We start from the raw sequence: 22,678 nt of genomic DNA, 5'->3' as shown, positions 1-22,678 counted from the left end.
AATGGAAGTAGCCGCTAAGTTGTCGGGCGCTCGAATCTCCGCCCAGAAAGCCCGCTTGGTCGCCGACCAGATCCGCGGGAAGAAGGTGGGCGAAGCGCTCAACTTGTTGGCTTTCAGCAGTAAGAAAGCCGCCGAGATCATGAAGAAAGTGCTGGAGTCGGCCGTAGCCAACGCCGAGCATAACGAAGGCGCAGACGTTGATGACCTTAAGGTCAGCACCGTTTTCGTCAACGAAGGGCGTTCGCTGAAGCGAATCATGCCACGTGCCAAAGGCCGTGCTGATCGCATCGTCAAGCGGTCTTGCCATATCACTGTCAAGGTTGCTGACAAGTAACGGAGTCGAAGAGATGGGTCAGAAAGTACATCCCATTGGCATTCGCCTGGGAATCGTCAAGGAGCACACCTCCGTCTGGTACGCAGACGGTCGGACTTATGCGGACTATTTGTTCGCTGATCTGAAGGTGCGTGAGTATCTCCAAGACAAACTAAAAAGCGCGTCCGTAAGCCGTATCGATATCCATCGTCCGGCCCAAACTGCACGTATCACCATCCACACCGCTCGTCCAGGTATCGTTATCGGGAAGAAAGGTGAAGATGTTGAGAAACTGCGTCAGGACCTGACCAAACAAATGGGTGTGCCTGTGCACATCAATATCGAAGAAATCCGCAAGCCGGAGCTCGACGGTATGTTGGTTGCGCAGAGCGTAGCTCAGCAGCTGGAGCGTCGTGTAATGTTCCGTCGCGCTATGAAGCGCGCTGTACAGAACGCCATGCGCATTGGTGCCAAAGGCATCAAAATCCAAGTGAGCGGTCGTCTCGGCGGTGCTGAAATCGCACGTACTGAATGGTATCGCGAAGGTCGTGTGCCACTGCACACCCTGCGTGCCGACATCGACTATGCCAACTACGAAGCTCACACCACTTACGGTGTGATCGGTGTAAAGGTTTGGATCTTCAAAGGCGAAGTAATTGGTGGTCGCCAAGAAGAACTGAAACCACAAGCACCAGCGCCTCGTAAAAAAGCTGCTAAGTAAGGGGTACGCCAAATGTTGCAACCAAAGCGTACGAAGTTCCGCAAGCAGATGACAGGCCACAACCGTGGTCTGGCTCAGCGCGGTAGCAAAGTCAGCTTCGGCGAGTTCGCGCTGAAGTCTGTAGCTCGTGGTCGTCTCACCGCTCGTCAGATCGAGTCAGCGCGTCGTGCTCTGACCCGTCACGTTAAACGTGGCGGCAAGATCTGGATCCGTGTATTCCCGGACAAGCCTATTTCCAAAAAGCCCCTCGAAGTTCGGATGGGTAAAGGTAAGGGTAGTGTGGAGTACTGGGTTGCCCAGATTCAGCCAGGCAAAGTCCTGTATGAAATCGAGGGCGTTTCTGAAGAGCTGGCGCGTGAGGCTTTTGCCCTGGCTGCTGCAAAGCTGCCGCTCGCCACCGCTTTTGTTAAACGGACGGTGATGTGATGAAAGCGAACGAACTTCGTGAAAAAGACGCGCCGCAGCTTAACGAGCAACTGCTCGGCCTGCTGCGCGACCAGTTCAATCTGCGCATGCAGAAAGCAACTGGCCAGTTGGGGCAGTCTCACCTGCTCCGGCAAGTTAAGCGTGACATCGCTCGCGTGAAGACTGTGCTCAAACAGCAGGCAGGTAAGTAATCATGGCTGAAGCCGAAAAAACCGTCCGTACGCTGACTGGCCGTGTTGTCAGCGACAAAATGGACAAGACCATCACCGTTCTGATCGAGCGTCGCGTAAAGCACCCGATCTACGGTAAATACGTTAAGCGTTCGACTAAGCTGCACGCGCACGACGAAACCAATCAGTGCCACATCGGCGATAAAGTCACTATTCGTGAAACTCGTCCGCTGGCCAAGACCAAGTCTTGGGCGCTGGTTGATGTTCTCGAACGCGCTGTGGAAGTCTAAGGACTAGGGGTCGGAGAAATTATATGATTCAGACTCAATCCATGCTCGATGTGGCCGATAACAGCGGCGCTCGCCGCGTTATGTGCATCAAGGTGCTGGGTGGCTCCCATCGTCGTTACGCTGGTATCGGTGACATCATCAAAGTTACCGTGAAGGAAGCAATTCCTCGCGGTAAAGTGAAAAAAGGCCAAGTGATGACTGCTGTTGTAGTCCGCACTCGTCACGGCGTACGTCGTGCTGATGGCTCCATTATCCGCTTTGATGGCAACGCTGCTGTTCTTCTGAACAACAAGCAAGAGCCGATCGGCACCCGTATCTTTGGGCCAGTGACCCGTGAACTTCGTACTGAGAAGTTCATGAAGATCGTCTCGCTCGCCCCAGAAGTGCTGTAAGGAGATCCGACATGCAAAAGATTCGTCGTGACGACGAGATCATCGTGATCGCCGGCAAAGACAAAGGTAAGCGCGGTAAGGTGCTTAAGGTTCTCGCTAACAACCGTCTGGTTATTGGCGGTCTGAACCTGGTTAAGCGTCATACCAAGCCTAACCCGATGTCGGGCGTACAAGGCGGTATCGTCGAAAAAGAAGCTCCACTGGACGCTTCTAACGTCGCCATTTTCAACGGCGAAACCAACAAGGCTGACCGCGTTGGTTTCAAAGTAGAAGACGGCAAGAAAATTCGTGTCTTCAAGTCGACCCAAAAAGCGGTTGATGCTTGAACACTGCTAGGTAGAAGACCATGGCACGACTAAAAGAGATTTACTGGAAGGAAATCGCACCGAAGCTTAAGGAAGAACTTAAGCTTTCGAACGTGATGGAAGTTCCACGCGTTACCAAAATCACCCTGAACATGGGTCTGGGCGAAGCGGTCGGTGACAAAAAAGTCATCGAACACGCTGTTGCTGACCTGGAAAAGATCACCGGCCAGAAAGTCGTTGTGACCTACGCTCGGAAATCCATCGCTGGCTTTAAAGTCCGTGAAGGTTGGCCGATCGGCGTCAAAGTGACCCTGCGCCGTGAGCGTATGTATGAATTCCTGGATCGTCTGCTGTCGATCTCCCTGCCTCGGGTTCGCGACTTCCGCGGCCTGAATGCCAAGTCCTTCGATGGTCGTGGTAACTACAGCATGGGCGTTAAAGAGCAGATCATCTTCCCGGAAATCGACTACGACAAGATCGATGCTCTCCGCGGTCTGGACATTACCCTGACCACCACTGCCAAGAACGATGATGAAGGTCGCGCCCTGTTGCGTGCTTTCAAATTCCCGTTCCGCAACTGATTGGAGTAGGAAAATGGCCAAGATGAGCATGAAAAACCGCGAGCTGAAGCGTCAGCTCACGGTTGCCAAGTACGCCAAAAAGCGTGCAGCACTGAAAGCTATCATCGTTGATCTGAACGCAAGTCCAGAAGCGCGTTGGGAAGCTACAGTAGCTCTGCAGAAGCAGCCACGTGACGCAAGCGCTTCGCGCATGCGTAACCGCTGCCGCCTGACCGGTCGTCCACACGGCGTTTACCGCAAGTTCGGCCTCGGCCGTAACAAGCTGCGTGAAGCTGCAATGCGTGGTGACGTACCTGGTCTGGTTAAAGCCAGCTGGTAAGCACTGTCAAAGTCTCGGTGTTCGGGATCGCAAGATCCTGACCACCGGTGACCTTGAACTTGAATCAAGCCCCTTTTGGGGCTTGATTCATTTGTGGGGTGTGTCTAGAATACCCGGCTCGCCTGAGCCCGTGCTTTTATCGCATGGATGTGCTCGGCGACAAGTAGTAGCCGCAAGGCTAATTTTTTTGTATTAGGAGCGTCTAGCCCATGAGTATGCAGGACCCGTTAGCGGACATGCTAACTCGAATCCGTAATGCCCAGATGGCTGAAAAGTCCGTCGTAAGCATGCCATCTTCTACTTTGAAGGTAGCTGTTGCCAAAGTCCTGAAGGACGAAGGTTACATTGCGGGTTATCAGATCAGCAGCGAAATCAAACCACTGCTGTCCATCGAGCTGAAGTACTTCGAAGGCCGTCCGGTCATCGAGGAAGTGAAGCGCGTTAGCCGTCCAGGCCTGCGTCAGTACAAGTCCGTCGATGATCTGCCAAAAGTTCGTGGCGGTCTCGGTGTGTCTATCGTCTCCACCAACAAAGGTGTGATGACGGATCGTGCTGCGCGCGCTGCCGGTGTCGGCGGCGAAGTTCTTTGCACTGTGTTCTAAGGGGGGATAAGCATGTCACGCGTCGCTAAGAACCCCGTTAAGCTGCCAGCCGGTGTCGAAGTCAAATTCGCAGGCCAACAGCTTTCGGTGAAGGGTGCCAAGGGTACTCTCGAACTGAACATCCATTCGTCCGTTGAGATCGTTGAAGAAGCTGGTGAGCTGCGTTTCGCTGCTCGCAATGGCGATCAACAAACTCGCGCAATGGCTGGTACCACTCGTGCGTTGGTAAACAACATGGTCCAAGGCGTAAGCCAAGGCTTCGAGCGTAAGCTCCAGCTGGTCGGTGTCGGTTACAAAGCGCAAGCAAAAGGCACAGTGCTGAACCTGGCTCTTGGCTTCTCGCACCCAGTGGATTATGAACTGCCGGAAGGCATCACCGCTGAGACTCCTAGCCAAACCGACATCCTGATTCGGGGTATCGATAAGCAGCTGGTAGGTCAAGTGGCCGCCGAGATCCGCGACTTCCGTCCACCAGAGCCGTACAAAGGCAAAGGTGTGCGCTACGCGGACGAAGTCGTCCGTCGTAAAGAAGCCAAGAAGAAGTAGGGCATAGCAAATGACCGACAAAAAAGTTACTCGACTGCGTCGCGCTCGCAAAGCACGCCTGAAAATGCACGAACTCGAAGTCGTGCGTCTCTGCGTGTTCCGCTCGTCGCAGCACATCTACGCCCAGGTCATTTCGGCCGACGGCAACAAAGTCCTGGCATCTGCCTCGACTTTGGATAAAGAACTGCGTGATGGCGCCACTGGCAACATCGACGCGGCCACTAAGGTTGGCCAGCTGGTCGCTACGCGTGCTAAAGCCGCTGGCGTCTCGCAGGTGGCTTTCGACCGCTCTGGCTTCAAGTACCACGGCCGCGTCAAGGCGCTGGCTGATGCTGCTCGTGAAGCTGGGCTGGAGTTCTAAGTTATGTCAAATAACGACCAAAAGCGCGACGAAGGCTACATTGAGAAGCTGGTTCAAGTTAACCGCGTAGCCAAAACCGTAAAAGGCGGCCGTATCTTCACTTTCACCGCGTTGACCGTGGTTGGTGATGGTAAAGGGCGTGTTGGCTTCGGCCGTGGCAAGTCACGTGAAGTGCCTGCTGCGATCCAGAAGGCAATGGAAGCTGCTCGTCGCAACATGATCCAAGTTGATCTGAACGGCACCACTCTGCAGTACGCAATGAAGTCCGGTCACGGCGCTTCGAAGGTGTACATGCAGCCTGCTTCTGAAGGTACCGGTATCATCGCTGGCGGCGCTATGCGTGCTGTCCTCGAAGTTGCTGGCGTTCAGAACGTTCTGGCCAAGTGCTACGGCTCGACTAACCCGGTAAACGTGGTTCACGCCACTTTCAAAGGTTTGAAAGCTATGCAGTCTCCTGAATCCATTGCCGCCAAGCGTGGCAAAAGCGTCAAGGAGATCTTCTGATCATGGCTACCGTTAAAGTTACGCTGATCAAAAGCATGACCGGCCGCATCCCTAACCACAAACTGTGCGTTAAGGGTCTGGGTCTGCGTCGCATCGGTCACACTGTAGAAGTACTTGATACTCCCGAGAATCGCGGGATGATCAACAAGGCTTACTACATGCTGCGTGTCGAGGGTTAATCGATGAAACTCAATGATCTGAGTCCAGCGCCGGGTTCCCGTCGCGAAAAGCATCGTCCGGGCCGTGGTATCGGTAGTGGTTTGGGCAAGACCGGTGGCCGTGGCCACAAAGGTCAGTCCTCCCGCTCCGGTGGCACCATTGCTCCAGGCTTTGAAGGCGGTCAACAGCCGCTGCATCGTCGCCTGCCGAAGTTCGGTTTCGTTTCCCTGAAAGCCATGGATCGCGCAGAAGTGCGTTTGTCCGAGCTGGCTAAAGTGGAAGGCGACATCGTCACCGTGCAGTCCCTGAAAGATGCCAACGTGATCAACGTCAACGTACAGCGTGTGAAAATCATGCTGTCCGGCGAAGTGACTCGCGCTGTTACCATCGGAAAGGGAATCGGCGCCACCAAAGGTGCGCGTGCGGCTATCGAAGCAGCTGGCGGCAAGTTCGAGGAATAAATGGCTAAGCAAGGTGCTCTCTCTGCGCTCGGCAAAGGCGGTATGTCTGAACTCTGGGCTCGTCTGCGTTTTCTGTTCCTGGCGATTATCGTCTACCGAATAGGCGCACACATCCCGGTTCCAGGTATCAACCCGGACCGACTCGCGGACCTGTTTCGACAGAATGAGGGGACCATTCTTAGCTTGTTCAACATGTTTTCCGGCGGCGCGCTGGAGCGGATGAGCATCTTTGCATTGGGGATCATGCCGTACATTTCGGCATCGATCATCATGCAACTGATGACAGCCGTCAGCCCGCAGCTGGAGCAGTTGAAGAAGGAAGGTGAAGCTGGGCGTCGCAAGATTGCCCAGTACACCCGCTACGGCACTGTCGTCCTCGCTCTCGTTCAGGCAATTGGCATGTCCATTGGTCTGGCAGGGCAGGGCGTATCGTTCACTGGTGACTTTGGCTTCCATTTCGTCGCGGTATCCACTTTTGTGGCTGGTGCGATGTTCATGATGTGGCTGGGTGAGCAGATTACTGAGCGTGGTGTTGGCAACGGTATCTCGATGTTGATTTTCGCAGGTATCGTCGCCGGTCTTCCGAGAGCGATCGGGCAGTCTTTCGAGTCTGCACGTCAGGGTGATATCAACATCTTCGCCCTGGTTGCCATCGGTTTGCTGGCAGTAGCGATTATCGGTTTTGTGGTGTTCATTGAGCGTGGCCAGCGTCGTATTGCTGTTCACTACGCCAAGCGTCAGCAGGGCCGTAAGGTGTTTGCTGCGCAGACTAGCCACTTGCCGCTGAAGGTGAACATGGCCGGTGTTATTCCGGCTATTTTCGCGAGCAGCATTTTGCTGTTTCCGGCTTCGTTGGGTACCTGGTTCGGTCAGTCTGAAGGTATGGGCTGGTTGCAGGACATCTCGCAGTCGATCGCTCCTGGTCAGCCGTTGAATATTCTGCTGTTTAGTGCAGGGATTATTTTCTTCTGCTTCTTCTATACGGCGTTGATGTTCAATCCGAAAGACGTAGCGGAAAACCTGAAGAAGTCCGGTGCCTTTATTCCGGGCATCCGTCCAGGTGAGCAGTCGGCGCGCTACATTGACGGCGTTCTGACTCGTTTGACCCTGTTCGGTGCTCTATATATGACGGCCGTGTGCCTGCTGCCCCAGTTCCTGGTGGTTGCGGCAAACGTTCCGTTCTACCTTGGCGGGACCTCGTTGCTGATCGTCGTCGTGGTTGTGATGGACTTCATGTCCCAAGTACAATCGCACCTCGTTTCGCACCAGTACGAATCCCTGATGAAGAAAGCCAACCTGAAGGGTTACGGCAGCGGCATGTTGCGCTGAGTACCCATAAGGTTCGAGGAGTTGGTGATGAAAGTTCGTGCATCGGTGAAAAAGCTGTGCCGTAACTGCAAGATTATTCGCCGCGAAGGTGTTGTTCGAGTAATTTGCAGCGCGGAACCGCGTCACAAACAGCGCCAAGGCTGAGTGTGATTGTGCTTCAAGCCCGGTAGCTAGTGCGCTACCGGGTTGATTATTTGTTATTACAGCGATATTATCTCGCGCCCTATTTCTTGGCTTCCGGGGCGTAGGTAGCTGTCAATTGGAGTCCCACTGAATGGCCCGTATTGCAGGCGTTAACATTCCAGATAACAAGCATACTGTTATCTCGCTGACCTACATCTATGGTGTTGGTCGCACTACTGCACAGAAGATCTGTGCAGTGACTGGGGTAAACCCAGCCGCAAAGATCAAGGATCTGAGCGACGAGCAGATTGAACAGCTGCGTGGCGAAGTGGCGAAGTTCACCACTGAAGGTGACCTGCGTCGCGAAATCAACATGAAAATCAAGCGTTTGATGGACCTCGGTTGCTATCGCGGTCTGCGTCATCGTCGTGGTCTTCCAGTACGCGGTCAGCGTACCAAGACTAACGCGCGTACCCGTAAAGGTCCGCGTAAGCCGATCCGCAAGTAATCGCCCCAGCGAATCGACAGGAAATTAATCATGGCTAAACCTGCTGCTCGTCCTCGTAAAAAAGTTAAAAAGACAGTGGTTGATGGCATCGCCCACATCCATGCATCTTTTAACAACACAATCGTGACCATCACCGACCGTCAAGGCAACGCTCTTTCCTGGGCTACCTCCGGTGGTTCGGGTTTCCGCGGTTCCCGCAAGTCCACCCCGTTTGCTGCTCAAGTAGCTGCTGAACGTGCTGGTCAAGCTGCGCTGGAATACGGCCTGAAAAACCTCGACGTTAACGTCAAAGGTCCAGGCCCAGGTCGTGAATCTGCAGTCCGCGCTTTGAACGGCTGTGGCTACAAGATCGCCAGCATCACCGACGTGACGCCAATCCCGCACAACGGGTGCCGTCCGCCGAAGAAGCGCCGCGTGTAATCCAGGAGATTGTAAAGAATGGCTCGTTACATTGGTCCAAAATGCAAACTCGCTCGTCGCGAAGGCACCGATCTCTTTCTGAAGAGCGGCGTGCGCGCGATCGAATCGAAGTGCAACATTGAAGCAGCACCTGGTATCCACGGCCAACGCCGCGGTCGCCAGTCCGATTACGGCACCCAACTGCGCGAAAAGCAGAAGGTCCGTCGTATCTACGGCGTTCTCGAGCGTCAATTCAGCGGCTACTACAAAGAAGCTGCTGGCAAGAAAGGTGCAACCGGTGAAAACCTGCTGCAACTGCTCGAATGCCGTCTGGACAACGTTGTATACCGTATGGGTTTTGGCTCTACTCGTGCCGAATCCCGTCAGCTGGTATCGCACAAATCCGTCAGCGTTAACGGTCAGACCGTAAACGTACCGTCTTACCAGGTTCGTGCTGGTGACGTGGTCGCGATTCGCGAGAAAGCAAAGAACCAACTTCGCATTGTCCAAGCTCTCGATCTGTGTGCCCAACGTGGCCGCGTAGAATGGGTAGAAGTAGACACTGAGAAGAAGTCGGGCGTTTTCAAGAACGTTCCAGCTCGCAGTGATCTGTCCGCCGACATCAACGAAAGCCTGATTGTCGAGCTCTACTCCAAGTAAGGGCTAGAAAATAGGTGCATCCATGCAGATTTCGGTAAATGAGTTCCTGACACCCCGCCATATTGATGTGCAGGTTGTCAGTCCAACCCGCGCCAAGATCACTCTCGAGCCTCTCGAGCGTGGTTTCGGCCACACCCTGGGCAACGCGCTGCGCCGCATCCTGTTGTCCTCAATGCCCGGCTGTGCAGTAGTCGAGGCCGAGATTGACGGTGTACTCCATGAGTACAGCGCCATCGAAGGCGTACAGGAAGACGTAATTGAAATCCTGTTGAACCTTAAAGGTCTGGCTATCAAGCTGCACGGTCGTGACGAAGTTACGCTGACCTTGTCGAAGAAGGGTTCGGGGGTGGTTACCGCTGCCGATATTCAGCTGGATCATGATGTCGAGATCGTTAACCCCGATCACGTAATCGCTAACCTGGCGTCTAACGGCGCCCTGAACATGAAGCTCACCGTAGCTCGTGGTCGTGGTTATGAACCGGCAGACTCGCGTCAGAGCGATGAAGACGAAAGCCGCAGCATCGGTCGCTTGCAGCTTGACTCTTCGTTCAGCCCGGTTCGCCGTATCGCATACGTGGTGGAAAACGCCCGTGTCGAGCAGCGTACTAACCTGGACAAGCTGGTTATTGATCTGGAAACCAACGGTACCCTGGATCCTGAAGAGGCTATCCGTCGCGCTGCAACCATTCTGCAACAGCAGTTGGCTGCGTTCGTCGACCTCAAAGGTGACAGTGAGCCAGTGGTTGTCGAGCAGGAAGACGAGATCGATCCGATCCTGCTTCGCCCGGTTGACGATCTGGAACTGACTGTACGTTCGGCTAACTGCCTTAAGGCGGAAAACATCTACTACATCGGTGACCTGATTCAGCGTACCGAAGTAGAGCTGTTGAAGACTCCGAACCTTGGCAAGAAATCCTTGACTGAAATCAAGGACGTTCTGGCCTCCCGCGGTCTGTCCCTCGGCATGCGCCTCGACAACTGGCCGCCTGCAAGTCTTAAGAAGGACGACAAGGCGACTGCCTGATCGTCGTAATCACCGAACGTTGTGTTTGGTAAGGAATGAACCATGCGTCATCGTAAAAGTGGTCGTCACCTGAGCCGCACCAGCTCGCACCGCAAGGCCATGTTTCAAAACATGGCGGTGTCGCTGTTCGAGCACGAGCTGATCAAAACTACACTGCCAAAAGCTAAAGAACTGCGTCGCGTTGCTGAGCCGCTGATCACTTTGGCCAAGACAGACAGCCTGGCTAACCGCCGCCTGGCCTTCGACCGTACTCGTTCGAAAGCTATCGTTGGTAAGCTCTTCAACGACCTGGGCAAGCGTTACGCTACCCGTGAGGGTGGCTACCTGCGCATCCTCAAGTGCGGCTTCCGCACTGGCGACAACGCGCCTATGGCGTACGTCGAGTTGGTTGATCGTCCTGTCGGCGGTGAAGCTGTATCCGCTGAGTAAGACGTCAGTCTGAAACGAAGAACCGGGCCTAGCGCCCGGTTTTTTGTGGGCGTTCGAAAAGCGAAGCCGTTGTTAGTAATTTTCTATCGACACTTACAAGTTAATGAATTTGTAGGTGTAACGTTCCTGATCAATACTCCCTCTCAGCCGATAAGCCGGCAGTTCAGACTGACAGAGGAAGAGATCGCATGAGCCAAAATAAAACACTTACAACCGCCAGTGGCGCTCCTGTCGCCGACAACCAGAATTCCCGCTCTGCCGGTCCTCGCGGCCCATTGCTGCTCGACGACTTCCACCTGATCGAGAAACTTGCCCACTTCAACCGTGAAAACATTCCTGAGCGCCGCGTACACGCCAAAGGTTCGGGTGCTTACGGTACGTTCACCGTCACGCGTGACATTACCGAGTACACCAGCGCCAAGCTGTTTGAATCTGTCGGTAAGCAAACGCCAACCTTCCTGCGTTTTTCCACTGTGGGTGGTGAGCGCGGTTCGGCAGACACCGAGCGCGATCCACGTGGCTTCGCCCTGAAGTTCTATACGGAAGAAGGCAACTGGGACATCGTTGGTAACAACACACCGGTGTTCTTCATTCGCGATCCGCTCAAATTTCCGGACTTTATCCACACGCAAAAACGCCTGCCGCAGAGCAACCTGAAAAGCGCGCAGATGATGTGGGACTTCTGGTCGCACTCGCCCGAGGCGCTGCACCAGGTCACCATCCTGTTTTCGGACCGTGGCATCCCTGACGGCTACCGTCACATGCACGGCTTCGGCAGCCACACTTACAGCCTGATCAACGCCAGCGGCGAGCGTCACTGGGTGAAGTGGCACTACAAGACCCAGCAAGGAATCAAGAACCTGGCGCCGGCAGAGGCTGCACGCCTGGCCGGTACGGATCCGGATTACGCACAACGCGACTTGTTCGGTGCCATTGAGCGCGGTGATTTCCCGAAATGGCGCGTATGCATTCAGATCATGACCGAGGCCCAGGCTGCTGCGCATTACGAGAATCCTTTCGACGTGACCAAGACCTGGTCGCAGAAAGAGTTTCCACTGATCGAAGTGGGCGAATTGGAACTCAACCGCAATCCGCTGAACTACTTCGCCGAAGTCGAGCAGGCGGCGTTCGGTCCGAGCAATATGGTGCCGGGTGTTGGCCTGTCGCCAGACCGCATGCTGCAAGGTCGCGTGTTCGCTTACGCAGATGCGCACCGTTACCGTGTAGGCACGAACCACCAGCAGTTGCCGGTGAATGCGCCTCGCAGCCCGGTCAATAGCTACCAGCGTGATGGTTCCATGGCGTTTGGAAGCAATGGCGGTGCTGCGCCGAACTACGAGCCGAACAGCTACGTCGAGGCGCCGAAACAGGCACCTCGCTACGCTGAGCCGGCTCTGGCATTGAGTGGTGCGGCCGATCGTTACGACCATCGCGAAGACACCGACTACTACAGCCATGCCGGTGCGCTGTTCCGGCTCATGAATGATGAGCAGAAGGCGCTGTTGGTCAACAACATCGCCGGAGCAATGGCTGGCGTCTCCACTGATGTGGTTGATCGCCAATTGCAGCACTTTTTCAAGGCCGACCCGGCGTATGGAGAAGCAATCGCAAGGGCACTCAACGTACAGCTTAACGAAGTCTAAACGAGAAGCAGAACCGCCCTCATTTGGGCGGTTTTTGCGCTATTTAAACTACTTTTCTCAGAATATCTTCGCTTTTATCGCGTAAACCAAGTGACCAAACAGTCGTCGTGGTTCAAACTACAGACTTTCAAGCAGGGAGATGTAGGGCGATGCAAGGCCACCCAGACGTAATCGATTACCTCAACACGTTGCTGACCGGCGAACTGGCCGCGCGTGATCAATATTTCGTTCACTCGCGGATGTATGAGGACTGGGGATTCACCAAGCTCTACGAACGAATCAACCACGAGATGGAAGAGGAAGCAGGGCACGCCGATGCCCTGATGCGCCGAATCCTGATGCTGGAAGGCACGCCACGCATGCGTCCGGACGATCTCGATGTCGGCACTTCGGTACCTGACATGCTCGCTGCCGACCTGCGTCTGGAATACAAAGTCCGCGCCGCACTCTGCAAGGGCATCGAGCTCTGCGAGCAGCACAAAGACTACGTCAGCCGCGAGATCCTGCGCATTCAGTTGAACGATACCGAAGAAGATCACACCTACTGGCTGGAGAAGCAGTTGGGGCTGATCAAGTTGATCGGTCTCGAGAACTATCTGCAATCCCACACCTGATTGCAGCCGAGACAAAAAAGCCCCTGTCACCGACAAAGTGACAGGGGCTTTTTCATGGGGCTGACTTAGGCTTTGTCGCGAGCCAGCAGCGGCTTGAGGTAGAAGCCGGTGTGAGACTGCTTCATCTCGGAGACTTCTTCAGGCGTACCGACGGCAATGATCTGCCCGCCTTTGGAACCACCTTCCGGCCCCAGATCCACCAACCAGTCAGCCGTCTTGATCACGTCCAGGTTGTGCTCGATCACCACTACAGTGTTGCCGTGGTCGCGCAGTCGATGCAACACGTCGAGCAGTTGCTGGATATCCGCGAAGTGCAAACCGGTAGTCGGTTCATCGAGGATATACAGCGTCTTGCCGGTATCGCGCTTCGACAGTTCACGGGACAGTTTCACCCTCTGGGCTTCACCACCGGACAACGTGGTCGCCGATTGCCCCAGCTTGATGTACGACAGGCCGACATCCATCAGCGTCTGAAGCTTGCGCGCCAAGGCAGGCACCGCATCGAAGAACACCCGAGCCTCCTCGATGGTCATCTCAAGGGTTTCATGGATGCTCTTGCCCTTGTACTTGATCTCCAGCGTTTCGCGGTTGTAGCGCTTGCTCTTGCAGACGTCGCACGGAACATAGATGTCTGGCAGGAAGTGCATTTCTACCTTGATCAGGCCATCGCCCTGACAGGCCTCACAGCGTCCGCCCTTCACGTTGAAGGAGAAACGCCCCGGTCCGTAGCCACGCGAACGGGATTCCGGCACGCCGGCGAACAGTTCGCGAATCGGCGTGAACAGCCCGGTGTAGGTTGCCGGGTTGGAGCGGGGCGTGCGGCCGATCGGGCTTTGGTCAATGTCGACGACCTTGTCCAGATGCTCCAGCCCCTTGATGCTGTCGTGAGCCGCAGCCTCGAGCGTCGTCGCACCGTTGAGTGCCGTCGCGCTCAAAGGAAACAGCGTGTTGTTGATCAGCGTCGACTTGCCCGAGCCGGAGACGCCGGTGACGCACGTCAGCAGGCCAATCGGAATGTCCAGATCGACGTTGCGCAAGTTGTTGCCGCGAGCACCCTTGAGGGACAGCGACAACTTCTTGTTCCGCGGTGTGCGTTTGGCCGGGACGGCAATCTTCACCCGGCCTGACAAATACTTGCCGGTCAGGGAGTCAGGGTGAGCCATCACCTCGGCGGGTGTGCCTTCGGCGACGATATGCCCGCCATGAACGCCAGCACCCGGGCCAATATCCACGACATAGTCCGCCAGGCGAATGGCATCTTCATCGTGTTCGACCACGATCACCGTGTTGCCGATGTCCCGTAGATGCTTGAGCGTGCCAAGCAAACGGTCGTTATCGCGCTGGTGCAGACCAATCGACGGTTCATCGAGGATGTACAGAACGCCCACCAGGCCGGCGCCGATTTGGCTGGCCAGACGAATCCGCTGAGCTTCACCGCCGGACAGCGTGTCGGCACTGCGATCCAGCGACAGATAATCGAGACCGACGTTAACCAGGAACTGCAGTCGCTCACGGATTTCCTTGAGGATCTTGTCGGCAATTTCACCGCGACGTCCGGTCAGTTTCAATACGCCGAAGTACTCGCACGCATCGCCAATCGGCAGATTGGTCACCGCCGGCAGTGTCTTCTCGCCTACCCAGACATGCCGCGCCTCGCGACGCAGGCGTGTGCCACGGCAGTCAGGGCAAGGCTGGGTACTGAGGAACTTGGCCAGCTCTTCACGCACAGACGCCGACTCGGTTTCGCGATAGCGACGATCGAGATTCGGCACGATGCCTTCGAACGGGTGCGAACGTTTGACGATATCGCCACGGTCGTTCAGGTATTTGAAGTCGACGTTTTGCGAACCGCTGCCGTGCAGGATGAATTTCTGCTGATCGGCCGACAGTTCGTTGAACGGTACTTCGAGGCTGAACTTGTAGTGCGCCGCCAGCGACCCGAGCATCTGGAAGTAATAGACGTTGCGCCTGTCCCAGCCGCGAATCGCGCCCTCGGCCAGGGTCAGTTCTCCATTGACCAGTCGCTTGATGTCGAAGAATTGCTTCACCCCCAGGCCATCGCACGTCGGGCAGGCACCGGCCGGGTTGTTGAAGGAGAACAGCTTGGGTTCCAGTTCGCTGATCGCGTGGCCACAAATCGGGCAGGCGAAGCGCGCGGAAAAGATGATCTCTTCGCCCGGCTCGTCGTCCATCGGTGCGACGAGGGCGATACCGTCCGCCAGTTTCAGCGCGGTCTCGAACGACTCGGCCAGACGCTGTTGCAGATCGGCGCGGACCTTGAAGCGGTCGACTATGACATCAATCGAATGCTTCTTTTGCTTGTCCAGCTTCGGCAGCTCATCCAGCTCGCAGATCCTGCCGTTGACCCGGGCCCTTACAAAACCCTGGGCGCGCAACTCTTCGAAGACCGAAAGGTGTTCGCCTTTGCGCTCGCGAATCACCGGCGCCAGCAGCATGAGCTTGCTGCCTTCCGGTTGCGCTAGGACCAGGTCGACCATCTGGCTGACGGTCTGCGCTTCCAGCGGAATGTCGTGGTCCGGGCAACGCGGAATACCCACGCGAGCGTAAAGCAGGCGCAGGTAATCGTAGATTTCGGTGATGGTGCCGACGGTCGAGCGCGGGTTATGCGAGGTCGACTTCTGTTCGATGGAAATGGCTGGCGACAAACCTTCAATGGTGTCGACGTCAGGTTTTTCCATCATCGACAAAAACTGCCGGGCATAGGCCGACAGCGACTCGACATAGCGGCGCTGGCCTTCGGCGTACAGCGTGTCGAATGCCAGGGACGATTTGCCGGATCCGGACAGGCCGGTGATGACGATCAGTTTGTCCCGTGGCAGGGTCAGGTCGATGTTCTTCAGGTTGTGGGTTCGGGCCCCACGAATCAGGATCTTGTCCAAAGTGGCCTCGCTCGGCGGGCGTCGAAAACGTAGGAGTATACGGCCAAATACTGGATGGATGCACACTATCAAACGAGTGGATGGCTGTCTTACATGAAGAGTCTGTCAGCGGAGCGCGTCAAAGCGTCGCGATATACCCTGTCAATCGATGGGACTGGTAGAATCGCCGCCGGTTCACATGAGGTTTTTCCATGCACGATCCCCACAGCGAACGCATGAGTGGCAGTGAGACCCGCGCTGCAAGCGGTCTGGCCCTTGTGTTCGCCTTCCGTATGCTTGGCATGTTCATGGTGTTGCCGGTACTGGCGACCTATGGGATGGATCTGGCAGGAGCGACCCCGGCCCTCATCGGGCTGGCGATTGGCGCTTACGGCCTGACCCAGGCGATTTTTCAGATTCCTTTTGGTTTCATTTCCGATCGCATCGGTCGCCGCCCGGTGATTTACCTGGGGCTGATCATCTTCGCCCTCGGCAGCGTGCTGGCGGCCAATGCCGATTCGATCTGGGGCGTGATCGCCGGACGAATCCTGCAAGGCGCCGGGGCCATTTCCGCGGCCGTGATGGCGTTGCTGTCAGACCTGACCCGCGAACAGCATCGGACCAAAGCCATGGCCATGATTGGCATGACGATTGGTCTGTCGTTCGCGGTCGCCATGGTGGTAGGACCGTTGCTGACTCGCGCCTTCGGCCTGTCCGGGTTGTTCCTCGCCACCGGCGGCATGGCGCTGGTGGGTATCGTGATTGTGATGTTCATGGTGCCGCGGTCCACCGGGCCGTTGCAGCACCGTGAGTCCGGCGTTGCGCGTCAGGCGCTGATGCCGACGCTCAAGCACCCCGACCTGTTGCGCCTGGACCTGGGCATTTTTGTGTTGCACGCGATGTTGATGTCGAGCTTCGTTGCATTGCCGCTGGCCCTGGTCGAAAAAGCCGGGTTGCCCAAAGAGCAGCACTGGTGGGTCTACCTGACCGCGCTGCTGATTTCCTTCTTCGCCATGATCCCGTTCATTATCTACGGCGAGAAGAAACGCAAAATGAAACGAGTTTTATTGGGCGCGGTGCTGACGCTGATGCTCACTGAGCTATTCTTCTGGCAGTTCGGCGATAGCTTGCGGGCTCTGGTAATTGGGACGGTGGTGTTTTTTACCGCGTTCAACTTGCTGGAAGCTTCGTTGCCATCGCTGATCAGCAAGGTTTCACCGGCGGGCGGCAAGGGCACGGCGATGGGGGTTTATTCCACCAGTCAGTTCCTCGGATCGGCACTGGGCGGGATACTCGGCGGCTGGATGTTCCAGCATGGCGGTCTGTCGGTTGTCTTCCTCGGATGCGCCGGCCTGGCTGCCCTCTGGTTGGCCTTTGCTGTTACCATGCGCGAACCTCCCTACGTGACGAGCCTGCGCTTGCCGTTGTCGCCCGAGGCGATCCGCGAAGCGGGTCTGGTCGAGCGCCTGATGGCCGTTGTAGGGGTAACAGATGCAGTGATCGTCGCGGATGAAGCGGCGATTTACATCAAATTGGACACCGAACTATTGGATCGCACCACCCTCGAGCGTCTGGTGAACAACCCGGCCGCGACAGCGTGCGAAGCCTAGGAGAACGTTATGGCCCGTGGGGTTAACAAAGTCATATTGGTCGGCACTTGCGGCCAGGATCCCGAAGTTCGCTACTTGCCTAACGGTAACGCCGTGACCAACCTGAGTCTGGCGACCAGCGAACAGTGGACCGACAAGCAAACCGGTCAGAAGGTCGAGAAGACCGAATGGCACCGTGTGTCGATGTTCGGCAAAGTGGCGGAAATCGCCGGCGAATACCTGCGTAAAGGTTCGCAGGTCTACATCGAAGGCAAGCTGCAGACCCGCGAGTGGGAAAAAGACGGTATCAAGCGTTACACCACTGAAATCGTGGTCGACATGCAAGGCACCATGCAACTGCTCGGCGGCCGTCCACAACAGGGCGACCAACAAGGCGGGGGCAATAACTATCAGCAGTCCGCTCCGGCTCCACGCCAGCAGGCTCCGCGCCCGCAGCAGTCGGCACCGCAACAGCAGTCACGTCCAGCTCCACAGCAGCAGGCCGCTCCTCAGCCAGCTCCGGATTTCGACAGCTTTGATGACGATATCCCGTTCTGATCCATAGCTTTTCAGAACCGCAGACAAAAAAAAGCGAAGCCCTTGGGCTTCGCTTTTTTGTGGGCGCTGTTAATGGGGCAACGTGCTTACCTTAGCCCGTGCCGAATGCAGCTTCTTGTAGCTATCGATCAGGCGCTGGTGCCTGTCGAGACCCTCCAGTTTCATGCTGGTCGGCGTCAAGCCATGGAAACGCACGCTGCCGTCTACCGATCCGATCGCTGCATCCATCCGCTCGTTGCCAAACATCCGGCGGAAATTGGATTCGTAGTCTTCCAGTTCCAGGTCTTCGTCCAGCTTCATCTCCAGCACCACATTGACGGCCTGGTAGAACAAGCCACGCTCAACCGTGTTGTCGTTGTACTGCAGGAACATTTCCACCGCTTCTTTCGCCTCTTCAAATTGCTGCAAGGCGAGATAAATCAGCAGCTTCAATTCCAGAATCGTCAGCTGACCCCAAGCGGTATTGTCGTCAAATTCGATGCCGATCAGGCTGGTGATGTCGGTGTAGTCGTCCAGCTCGCTTTCCACCAGACGCTCGACCAGCGCTTGCAGTTCTTCTTCGTCCAGGCGATGCAGGTTCAGGATGTCGGCGCGGAAGAACAGCGCTTTGTTGGTGTTATCCCAGATCAGATCGTCTACCGGATAAATTTCCGAATAGTCCGGCACCAGGATGCGGCAGGCCGTCGCGCCGATATGCTCGTAGACCGCCATGTACACTTCTTTGCCCATGCCTTCGAGAATGCCGAACAAGGTCGCAGCTTCCTCGGCGTTCGAGTTTTCACCCTGGCCGGAGAAGTCCCACTCGACGAATTCGTAATCCGATTTGGAGCTGAAGAAGCGCCACGACACCACGCCGCTGGAGTCGATAAAGTGCTCGACGAAGTTATTCGGCTCGGTCACCGCATGACCCTCAAACGTCGGTTGGGGCAAGTCGTTGAGGCCTTCGAAGCTGCGGCCCTGGAGCAATTCGGTGAGGCTGCGTTCCAGCGCCACTTCCAGGCTTGGGTGCGCGCCAAACGAGGCGAACACACCGCCGGTACGCGGGTTCATCAACGTGACGCACATCACCGGGAATTCACCCCCCAGTGACGCATCCTTGACCAACACCGGGAAGCCCTGTTCTTCCAATGCCTGAATACCGGCCAGTATGCCGGGGAACTTGGCCAGCACGTGGGCCGGCACATCCGGCAGTGCAAATTCACCTTCGATGATTTCGCGTTTGACCGCGCGCTCGAAGATCTCCGACAGGCACTGCACCTGGGCCTCGGCCAGCGTGTTACCGGCACTCATGCCGTTGCTCAGAAACAGGTTTTCAATCAGGTTGGACGGGAAATACACCACCTCGCCGTCCGACTGGCGTACGTAGGGCAGCGAGCAGATGCCGCGTTCTTCATTGCCCGAGTTGGTGTCGATCAGATGGGAGCCACGCAGCTCGCCGTCGCGGTTGTAAATCTTCAGGCAGTACTCGTCGAGAATTTCAGTCGGCAGCGCGTCTTTACGACCAGGCTTGAACCAGCGTTCGTCCGGGTAATGCACAAACGGCGCGTTGGCGATGTCTTCGCCCCAGAACTGGTCGTTGTAGAAGAAGTTGCAGTTGAGTCGCTCGATAAACTCGCCCAATGCCGACGCCAGCGCGCCTTCCTTGGTCGCGCCCTTGCCGTTGGTGAAGCACATCGGCGAGTGCGCATCGCGGATATGCAGCGACCACACGTTGGGCACGATATTGCGCCACGAGGCGATTTCGATCTTCATGCCCAGGTCCGCCAGGATGGCCGACATATTGGCGATGGTCTGCTCCAGCGGCAGATCCTTGCCCGCAATGTAAGTGCCTGCCTCTGAACTGGAAGCAGGCATCAGCAGCGCCTGGGCATCGGCGTCGAGGTTTTCCACCTCTTCGATCACAAACTCAGGCCCGGCCTGCACCACTTTTTTCACGGTGCAACGGTCGATGGAGCGCAGGATTCCCTGGCGGTCCTTGTCGGAGATGTCTGCCGGCAACTCGACCTGGATTTTGAAAATCTGGTTGTAGCGGTTTTCCGGGTCAACAATGTTGTTCTGCGACAGGCGGATGTTGTCCGTAGGGATGTTGCGCGTGCTGCAGTACAACTTCACAAAGTACGCCGCACACAACGCCGACGAAGCCAGGAAGTAGTCGAACGGGCCCGGTGCCGAGCCATCGCCCTTGTAGCGGATAGGTTGATCGGCCACCACCGTGAAGTCGTCGAACTTGGCTTCAAGCCGAAGGTTGTCGAGAAAGTTGACCTTGATTTCCATGGGGGATTACCAGAATAACGGGCTAGACGATTTGGCCGCCATTATCCGGCTTTTCAGCGGTAAGTCTTGTGGTTGTCTGGTCCTTGATCAGGTTTACAGCTGTTTCACCCAGACGCCCGATGCACGGCACCGGGCTTTTTCTAAACCATGATTTGTTCAGTCGAGTATCAGGTGCGGCAGGAACCGGCTCGAATCCTTGGTGATCAGGCTGTTGTCTTCACGCACTCCGATCCCTGCCGCCTGATCGCCGATCACCCAAGAACCGATAAGCGTGTAGCTATCACCAAACTGCGGCAGCGGCGCGAATTCCTGAAGGATAAACGGCGCGTCCGTGTAGGGCCCGTCCTCTTTTACGATCAGACCGTCCGCTGTTTGCAGCTCGATGTTGGCGCCTTCCCGCGAGAAGAACGGCTTGCGCACCCAACCCTTGGGCACCGCCGTGTTCGGGTCGGTATCCAGATGGGCGGCGAGCAGGTTCGGATGGCCTTTGTTGAATTCCCACAACAGCGGCAGGATGCCTTTGTTGGAGATGATGGATTTCCAGGCCGGTTCGAAAAATTGCGTATCACTCTGGGCAATCGCTGCACCAAAGGGCTCGTGGAAGATGAACTCCCAGGCGTGCAGTTTGAACAGGTGAGGAATCCAGCGATCTTCAAGGTCGACGAAGCGTCCGTCACTGGTCAGGCCAATGTCTTCGATGTCGATGTGGCGGGATTCGATGCCGACCTTTTCCGCCACCAGCCGCAGGTAATCGGTGGTGCCTTTGTCCTCGACCGAGTCTTTCATCGAGGCGAAATAGAAGGGCTGTGTAAGCTGCAATTGAGCAAAGGCCTGATGCAGCTTTGTGTCGATGCTGTTGAACTGGTCGGCGTGCTTGGGCAGCAAGCCGCGTTCGATGCATTGCTCCAGCCAGCCCCACTGGAACGCCGCCGCCTCGTACAGGCTGGTCGGCGTGTCGTAGTTGAGCTCCAGCAGTTTGGCCGGGCCACTTCCGTTATAGGAAAAGTCCATGCGCCCGTACAGATGCGGATGACCTTCCAGCCATGACGTACGAACCAGGTCGTAGAACGGTGCCGGAATGCTCAGGCGCCCCAGCAACTCCTCGCTCTGCACCACGCGGGCCACCAGGTCCATGCACATCTCATGAATCTCGGTGGTCGGGTCTTCCAGATCGTTTTCGATCTGCTTGAGCGTGAACTGGTAGTACGCGCTCTCGTCCCAATAGGGTTCGTCGTCGATGGTGTGGAACATAAAGCCGAGATTCTCGGCAGTCTGTTTCCAGTCAGGACGCTCTGCGCAATGGATTTTCTTCATGGCCCGGTTTCCTTAGCTGCTCGACCCGCCGCCGCCCCAGCCGCTGCGTGCACTGGCTTTGCTGCCGAAGCCGCCACGGGAAGTGGACGAGGCAACGGACACCGGCTTGCTTGCAGAAGAACGGATCGAGTCGGCGTAATTGCTGCTGCCGTATCGCGCCTGATTGGATTTGGTAAAGGTCGAACCTTTCGAAATCCGCTGGCCGAGCGTCGACGACGAATAGCTGCCCCGGTCGTCGCGGTAGCGGTAAACCGGCTCGGAGTAATAGCTGTTGCGGTTGTTGCTCAGCATGTTGCCAATCAGCAGGCCCGTCAGCAGGCTGGTGCCGGAGAATCCGGAGCCGCCACTGTTCGCTTCCGAGGCGGGCAATTGCGCTTTGGCGGCGTCCACCTGGGATTGCGTCACCTCGCCATCGGCGGTCAATTCGAAGCCGCCGAGTTTGGGGATGAATTTGCCGGCGGAGTCCTGCTGGCACCAGTCGGCGACGAAGTCAGCGTCGCAATCGGCCTGGTTGTCGTACACCGGTGCAATGCGCCGATGCTCAGCCATGGCGGTCATGAAGGCGTCCGAGCAGACGTCCACCGGAAGTTTTTCATCGGCGCATTGCTGCACGGACTGGAAGTTGTACTTCTTCTGTACCGCGTAGGTTTTTTCTGTTGGCCCGCAACCTGATATCGCCATGGCGACCGATGCTGCCAGCGAGAGCTGAACGTACTTGCTTCGTTTCATCGGGAGCTCCGTGCGCGATCAGTTCGAGGTAGGGGTCATGCAGGCGGCATTCAACATGCCGACGCTGATGGCCACGGCTGCCACGTAGATACCGGCGGCGATTTCGCCTTTCTTGATGCGCTCGGAGGTGCCCTTGAGCACCAGGCTGGTCATCAGGAACGCCAGCAATTGCACGAATGCCGCAATGACTGCCCAGACGACGAAATCGAGAATGCTGATCGAGTAGGCAATCACGTTGCTGGCCGGAATGGCGAAACCGATGACGGCGCCGCCCAAGGCGATTGCGGCCGCGACGTTGCCCGAACGGATCAGTTCGAATTCTTTGTGCGGGGTGAGGCGGGTGTAGATGAACTGGAACAGCGCGAACAGCACGGCGGCGCCGACGATGTACGCAACAAACCCGAACACGGCGGCTTTGTTCAGGGAGACGGAGAGCGCTTCTAGCATGGGTTTCTT

At 56.5% G+C, this 22,678-nt stretch carries 31 protein-coding genes; 26 read left to right on the top strand and 5 right to left on the bottom strand.

The annotated features are described in order from the left end of the window. The first annotated feature begins 1 nt into the window (after position 1). The 24 genes from rplV to bfr all read left to right on the top strand — a co-directional run bounded on the left by rplV (position 2) and on the right by bfr (position 12,879). The gene (gene rplV / locus F8N43_RS25160) at positions 2-334 is read left to right on the top strand and encodes a 50S ribosomal protein L22 (RefSeq protein ID WP_003103908.1); all 333 of its coding nucleotides are present in this window, start codon (positions 2-4) and stop codon (positions 332-334) included. 13 nt (positions 335-347) lie between these two features. Beyond that, positions 348-1,034: a 30S ribosomal protein S3 gene (gene rpsC / locus F8N43_RS25155; protein ID WP_003176422.1), complete on the top strand. Its 687-nt coding sequence runs from the start codon at positions 348-350 to the stop codon at positions 1,032-1,034. Positions 1,035-1,046: 12 nt separating this feature from the next. Beyond that, positions 1,047-1,460: a 50S ribosomal protein L16 gene (rplP, locus tag F8N43_RS25150; RefSeq protein ID WP_007896757.1), complete on the top strand. Its 414-nt coding sequence runs from the start codon at positions 1,047-1,049 to the stop codon at positions 1,458-1,460. Then, positions 1,460-1,651, top strand: a complete 192-nt coding sequence (rpmC, locus tag F8N43_RS25145) for a 50S ribosomal protein L29 (protein WP_008030901.1) — start codon at positions 1,460-1,462, stop codon at positions 1,649-1,651. Before rplP ends, rpmC begins: the two co-directional genes overlap by 1 nt. 2 nt (positions 1,652-1,653) lie before the next feature. Then, the gene (gene rpsQ, locus F8N43_RS25140) at positions 1,654-1,920 is read left to right on the top strand and encodes a 30S ribosomal protein S17 (RefSeq protein ID WP_003176419.1); all 267 of its coding nucleotides are present in this window, start codon (positions 1,654-1,656) and stop codon (positions 1,918-1,920) included. A 23-nt stretch (positions 1,921-1,943) separates the two neighbouring features. Continuing rightward, on the top strand, positions 1,944-2,312 hold the full coding sequence (gene rplN, locus F8N43_RS25135; RefSeq protein WP_002555479.1) for a 50S ribosomal protein L14: 369 nt from the start codon (positions 1,944-1,946) through the stop codon (positions 2,310-2,312). An 11-nt stretch (positions 2,313-2,323) separates the two neighbouring features. After that, positions 2,324-2,638: a 50S ribosomal protein L24 gene (rplX, locus tag F8N43_RS25130; RefSeq protein WP_003176416.1), complete on the top strand. Its 315-nt coding sequence runs from the start codon at positions 2,324-2,326 to the stop codon at positions 2,636-2,638. A gap of 20 nt (positions 2,639-2,658) precedes the next feature. Beyond that, positions 2,659-3,198, top strand: coding sequence for a 50S ribosomal protein L5 (gene rplE / locus F8N43_RS25125; RefSeq protein WP_003176415.1), 540 nt, complete (start codon positions 2,659-2,661; stop codon positions 3,196-3,198). 13 nt (positions 3,199-3,211) lie between these two features. Further along, positions 3,212-3,517 carry a 30S ribosomal protein S14 gene (rpsN, locus tag F8N43_RS25120; RefSeq protein ID WP_003176414.1) on the top strand — a complete coding sequence of 102 codons (306 nt, stop codon included), beginning with the start codon at positions 3,212-3,214 and terminating at the stop codon, positions 3,515-3,517. 209 nt (positions 3,518-3,726) lie between these two features. Continuing rightward, positions 3,727-4,119 (top strand): 30S ribosomal protein S8, encoded by a 393-nt coding sequence (gene rpsH / locus F8N43_RS25115; RefSeq protein WP_003186040.1) that lies wholly within the window; start codon positions 3,727-3,729, stop codon positions 4,117-4,119. Positions 4,120-4,131: 12 nt separating this feature from the next. Continuing rightward, the gene (rplF, locus tag F8N43_RS25110; protein ID WP_007896774.1) at positions 4,132-4,665 is read left to right on the top strand and encodes a 50S ribosomal protein L6; all 534 of its coding nucleotides are present in this window, start codon (positions 4,132-4,134) and stop codon (positions 4,663-4,665) included. A 10-nt stretch (positions 4,666-4,675) separates the two neighbouring features. Beyond that, a complete protein-coding gene (gene rplR, locus F8N43_RS25105) occupies positions 4,676-5,026 on the top strand; it encodes a 50S ribosomal protein L18 (RefSeq protein ID WP_003186037.1) in 351 nt (116 codons plus the stop codon). Between the two features lie 3 nt (positions 5,027-5,029). Further along, a complete protein-coding gene (gene rpsE, locus F8N43_RS25100) occupies positions 5,030-5,530 on the top strand; it encodes a 30S ribosomal protein S5 (RefSeq protein WP_007943782.1) in 501 nt (166 codons plus the stop codon). Positions 5,531-5,532: 2 nt separating this feature from the next. After that, positions 5,533-5,709 carry a 50S ribosomal protein L30 gene (rpmD, locus tag F8N43_RS25095; protein ID WP_003186033.1) on the top strand — a complete coding sequence of 59 codons (177 nt, stop codon included), beginning with the start codon at positions 5,533-5,535 and terminating at the stop codon, positions 5,707-5,709. Positions 5,710-5,712: 3 nt separating this feature from the next. Then, positions 5,713-6,150: a 50S ribosomal protein L15 gene (gene rplO / locus F8N43_RS25090; protein WP_007896782.1), complete on the top strand. Its 438-nt coding sequence runs from the start codon at positions 5,713-5,715 to the stop codon at positions 6,148-6,150. Then, the gene (gene secY / locus F8N43_RS25085; RefSeq protein ID WP_008073883.1) at positions 6,151-7,479 is read left to right on the top strand and encodes a preprotein translocase subunit SecY; all 1,329 of its coding nucleotides are present in this window, start codon (positions 6,151-6,153) and stop codon (positions 7,477-7,479) included. A 27-nt stretch (positions 7,480-7,506) separates the two neighbouring features. Further along, a complete protein-coding gene (gene rpmJ / locus F8N43_RS25080; protein WP_002555468.1) occupies positions 7,507-7,623 on the top strand; it encodes a 50S ribosomal protein L36 in 117 nt (38 codons plus the stop codon). A 130-nt stretch (positions 7,624-7,753) separates the two neighbouring features. Then, positions 7,754-8,110, top strand: coding sequence for a 30S ribosomal protein S13 (gene rpsM, locus F8N43_RS25075; RefSeq protein ID WP_003186020.1), 357 nt, complete (start codon positions 7,754-7,756; stop codon positions 8,108-8,110). A 30-nt stretch (positions 8,111-8,140) separates the two neighbouring features. Next, positions 8,141-8,530: a 30S ribosomal protein S11 gene (gene rpsK / locus F8N43_RS25070; RefSeq protein WP_002555466.1), complete on the top strand. Its 390-nt coding sequence runs from the start codon at positions 8,141-8,143 to the stop codon at positions 8,528-8,530. A gap of 18 nt (positions 8,531-8,548) precedes the next feature. Continuing rightward, entirely contained in the window at positions 8,549-9,169 is a 621-nt protein-coding gene (gene rpsD / locus F8N43_RS25065; RefSeq protein WP_003210056.1) for a 30S ribosomal protein S4, read from the top strand. 22 nt (positions 9,170-9,191) lie between these two features. Further along, positions 9,192-10,193: a DNA-directed RNA polymerase subunit alpha gene (locus F8N43_RS25060; protein ID WP_003186012.1), complete on the top strand. Its 1,002-nt coding sequence runs from the start codon at positions 9,192-9,194 to the stop codon at positions 10,191-10,193. Between the two features lie 42 nt (positions 10,194-10,235). After that, positions 10,236-10,622 (top strand): 50S ribosomal protein L17, encoded by a 387-nt coding sequence (gene rplQ / locus F8N43_RS25055; protein ID WP_007896790.1) that lies wholly within the window; start codon positions 10,236-10,238, stop codon positions 10,620-10,622. Positions 10,623-10,810: 188 nt separating this feature from the next. Then, positions 10,811-12,265 (top strand): catalase, encoded by a 1,455-nt coding sequence (locus tag F8N43_RS25050; RefSeq protein ID WP_150630299.1) that lies wholly within the window; start codon positions 10,811-10,813, stop codon positions 12,263-12,265. Positions 12,266-12,414: 149 nt separating this feature from the next. Then, positions 12,415-12,879, top strand: a complete 465-nt coding sequence (gene bfr / locus F8N43_RS25045) for a bacterioferritin (protein WP_150630300.1) — start codon at positions 12,415-12,417, stop codon at positions 12,877-12,879. Positions 12,880-12,944: 65 nt separating this feature from the next. On the opposite strand, the gene uvrA is transcribed toward bfr, so the two are convergent. Further along, positions 12,945-15,779 (bottom strand): excinuclease ABC subunit UvrA, encoded by a 2,835-nt coding sequence (gene uvrA, locus F8N43_RS25040; RefSeq protein WP_150654511.1) that lies wholly within the window; start codon positions 15,777-15,779, stop codon positions 12,945-12,947. A 191-nt stretch (positions 15,780-15,970) separates the two neighbouring features. Between uvrA and F8N43_RS25035 the strand changes: the two genes are divergently transcribed. Next, the gene (locus F8N43_RS25035; RefSeq protein ID WP_150630302.1) at positions 15,971-17,368 is read left to right on the top strand and encodes an MFS transporter; all 1,398 of its coding nucleotides are present in this window, start codon (positions 15,971-15,973) and stop codon (positions 17,366-17,368) included. A 9-nt stretch (positions 17,369-17,377) separates the two neighbouring features. Next, positions 17,378-17,905: a single-stranded DNA-binding protein gene (locus F8N43_RS25030; protein ID WP_150630303.1), complete on the top strand. Its 528-nt coding sequence runs from the start codon at positions 17,378-17,380 to the stop codon at positions 17,903-17,905. Positions 17,906-17,974: 69 nt separating this feature from the next. On the opposite strand, the gene F8N43_RS25025 is transcribed toward F8N43_RS25030, so the two are convergent. From F8N43_RS25025 to F8N43_RS25010, 4 genes are all read right to left on the bottom strand, one after another. After that, positions 17,975-20,179 (bottom strand): OsmC domain/YcaO domain-containing protein, encoded by a 2,205-nt coding sequence (locus F8N43_RS25025; RefSeq protein ID WP_150638501.1) that lies wholly within the window; start codon positions 20,177-20,179, stop codon positions 17,975-17,977. 156 nt (positions 20,180-20,335) lie between these two features. Further along, positions 20,336-21,493, bottom strand: a complete 1,158-nt coding sequence (locus F8N43_RS25020; protein ID WP_150630305.1) for a glutathionylspermidine synthase family protein — start codon at positions 21,491-21,493, stop codon at positions 20,336-20,338. Between the two features lie 12 nt (positions 21,494-21,505). Beyond that, positions 21,506-22,222 (bottom strand): DUF1190 domain-containing protein, encoded by a 717-nt coding sequence (locus F8N43_RS25015; RefSeq protein WP_150638497.1) that lies wholly within the window; start codon positions 22,220-22,222, stop codon positions 21,506-21,508. Between the two features lie 18 nt (positions 22,223-22,240). Further along, positions 22,241-22,669, bottom strand: a complete 429-nt coding sequence (locus tag F8N43_RS25010; protein ID WP_150630307.1) for a DUF350 domain-containing protein — start codon at positions 22,667-22,669, stop codon at positions 22,241-22,243. Positions 22,670-22,678 lie beyond the last annotated feature (9 nt).

The sequence above is a fragment of the Pseudomonas fluorescens genome, assembly GCF_902498065.1.
In the GTDB taxonomy this organism is placed as follows: Bacteria; Pseudomonadota; Gammaproteobacteria; order Pseudomonadales; family Pseudomonadaceae; genus Aquipseudomonas; species Aquipseudomonas fluorescens_BJ.
Note: the sequence above shows the minus strand (reverse complement) of the source record. Positions and strands in the feature narration are given on the sequence as shown.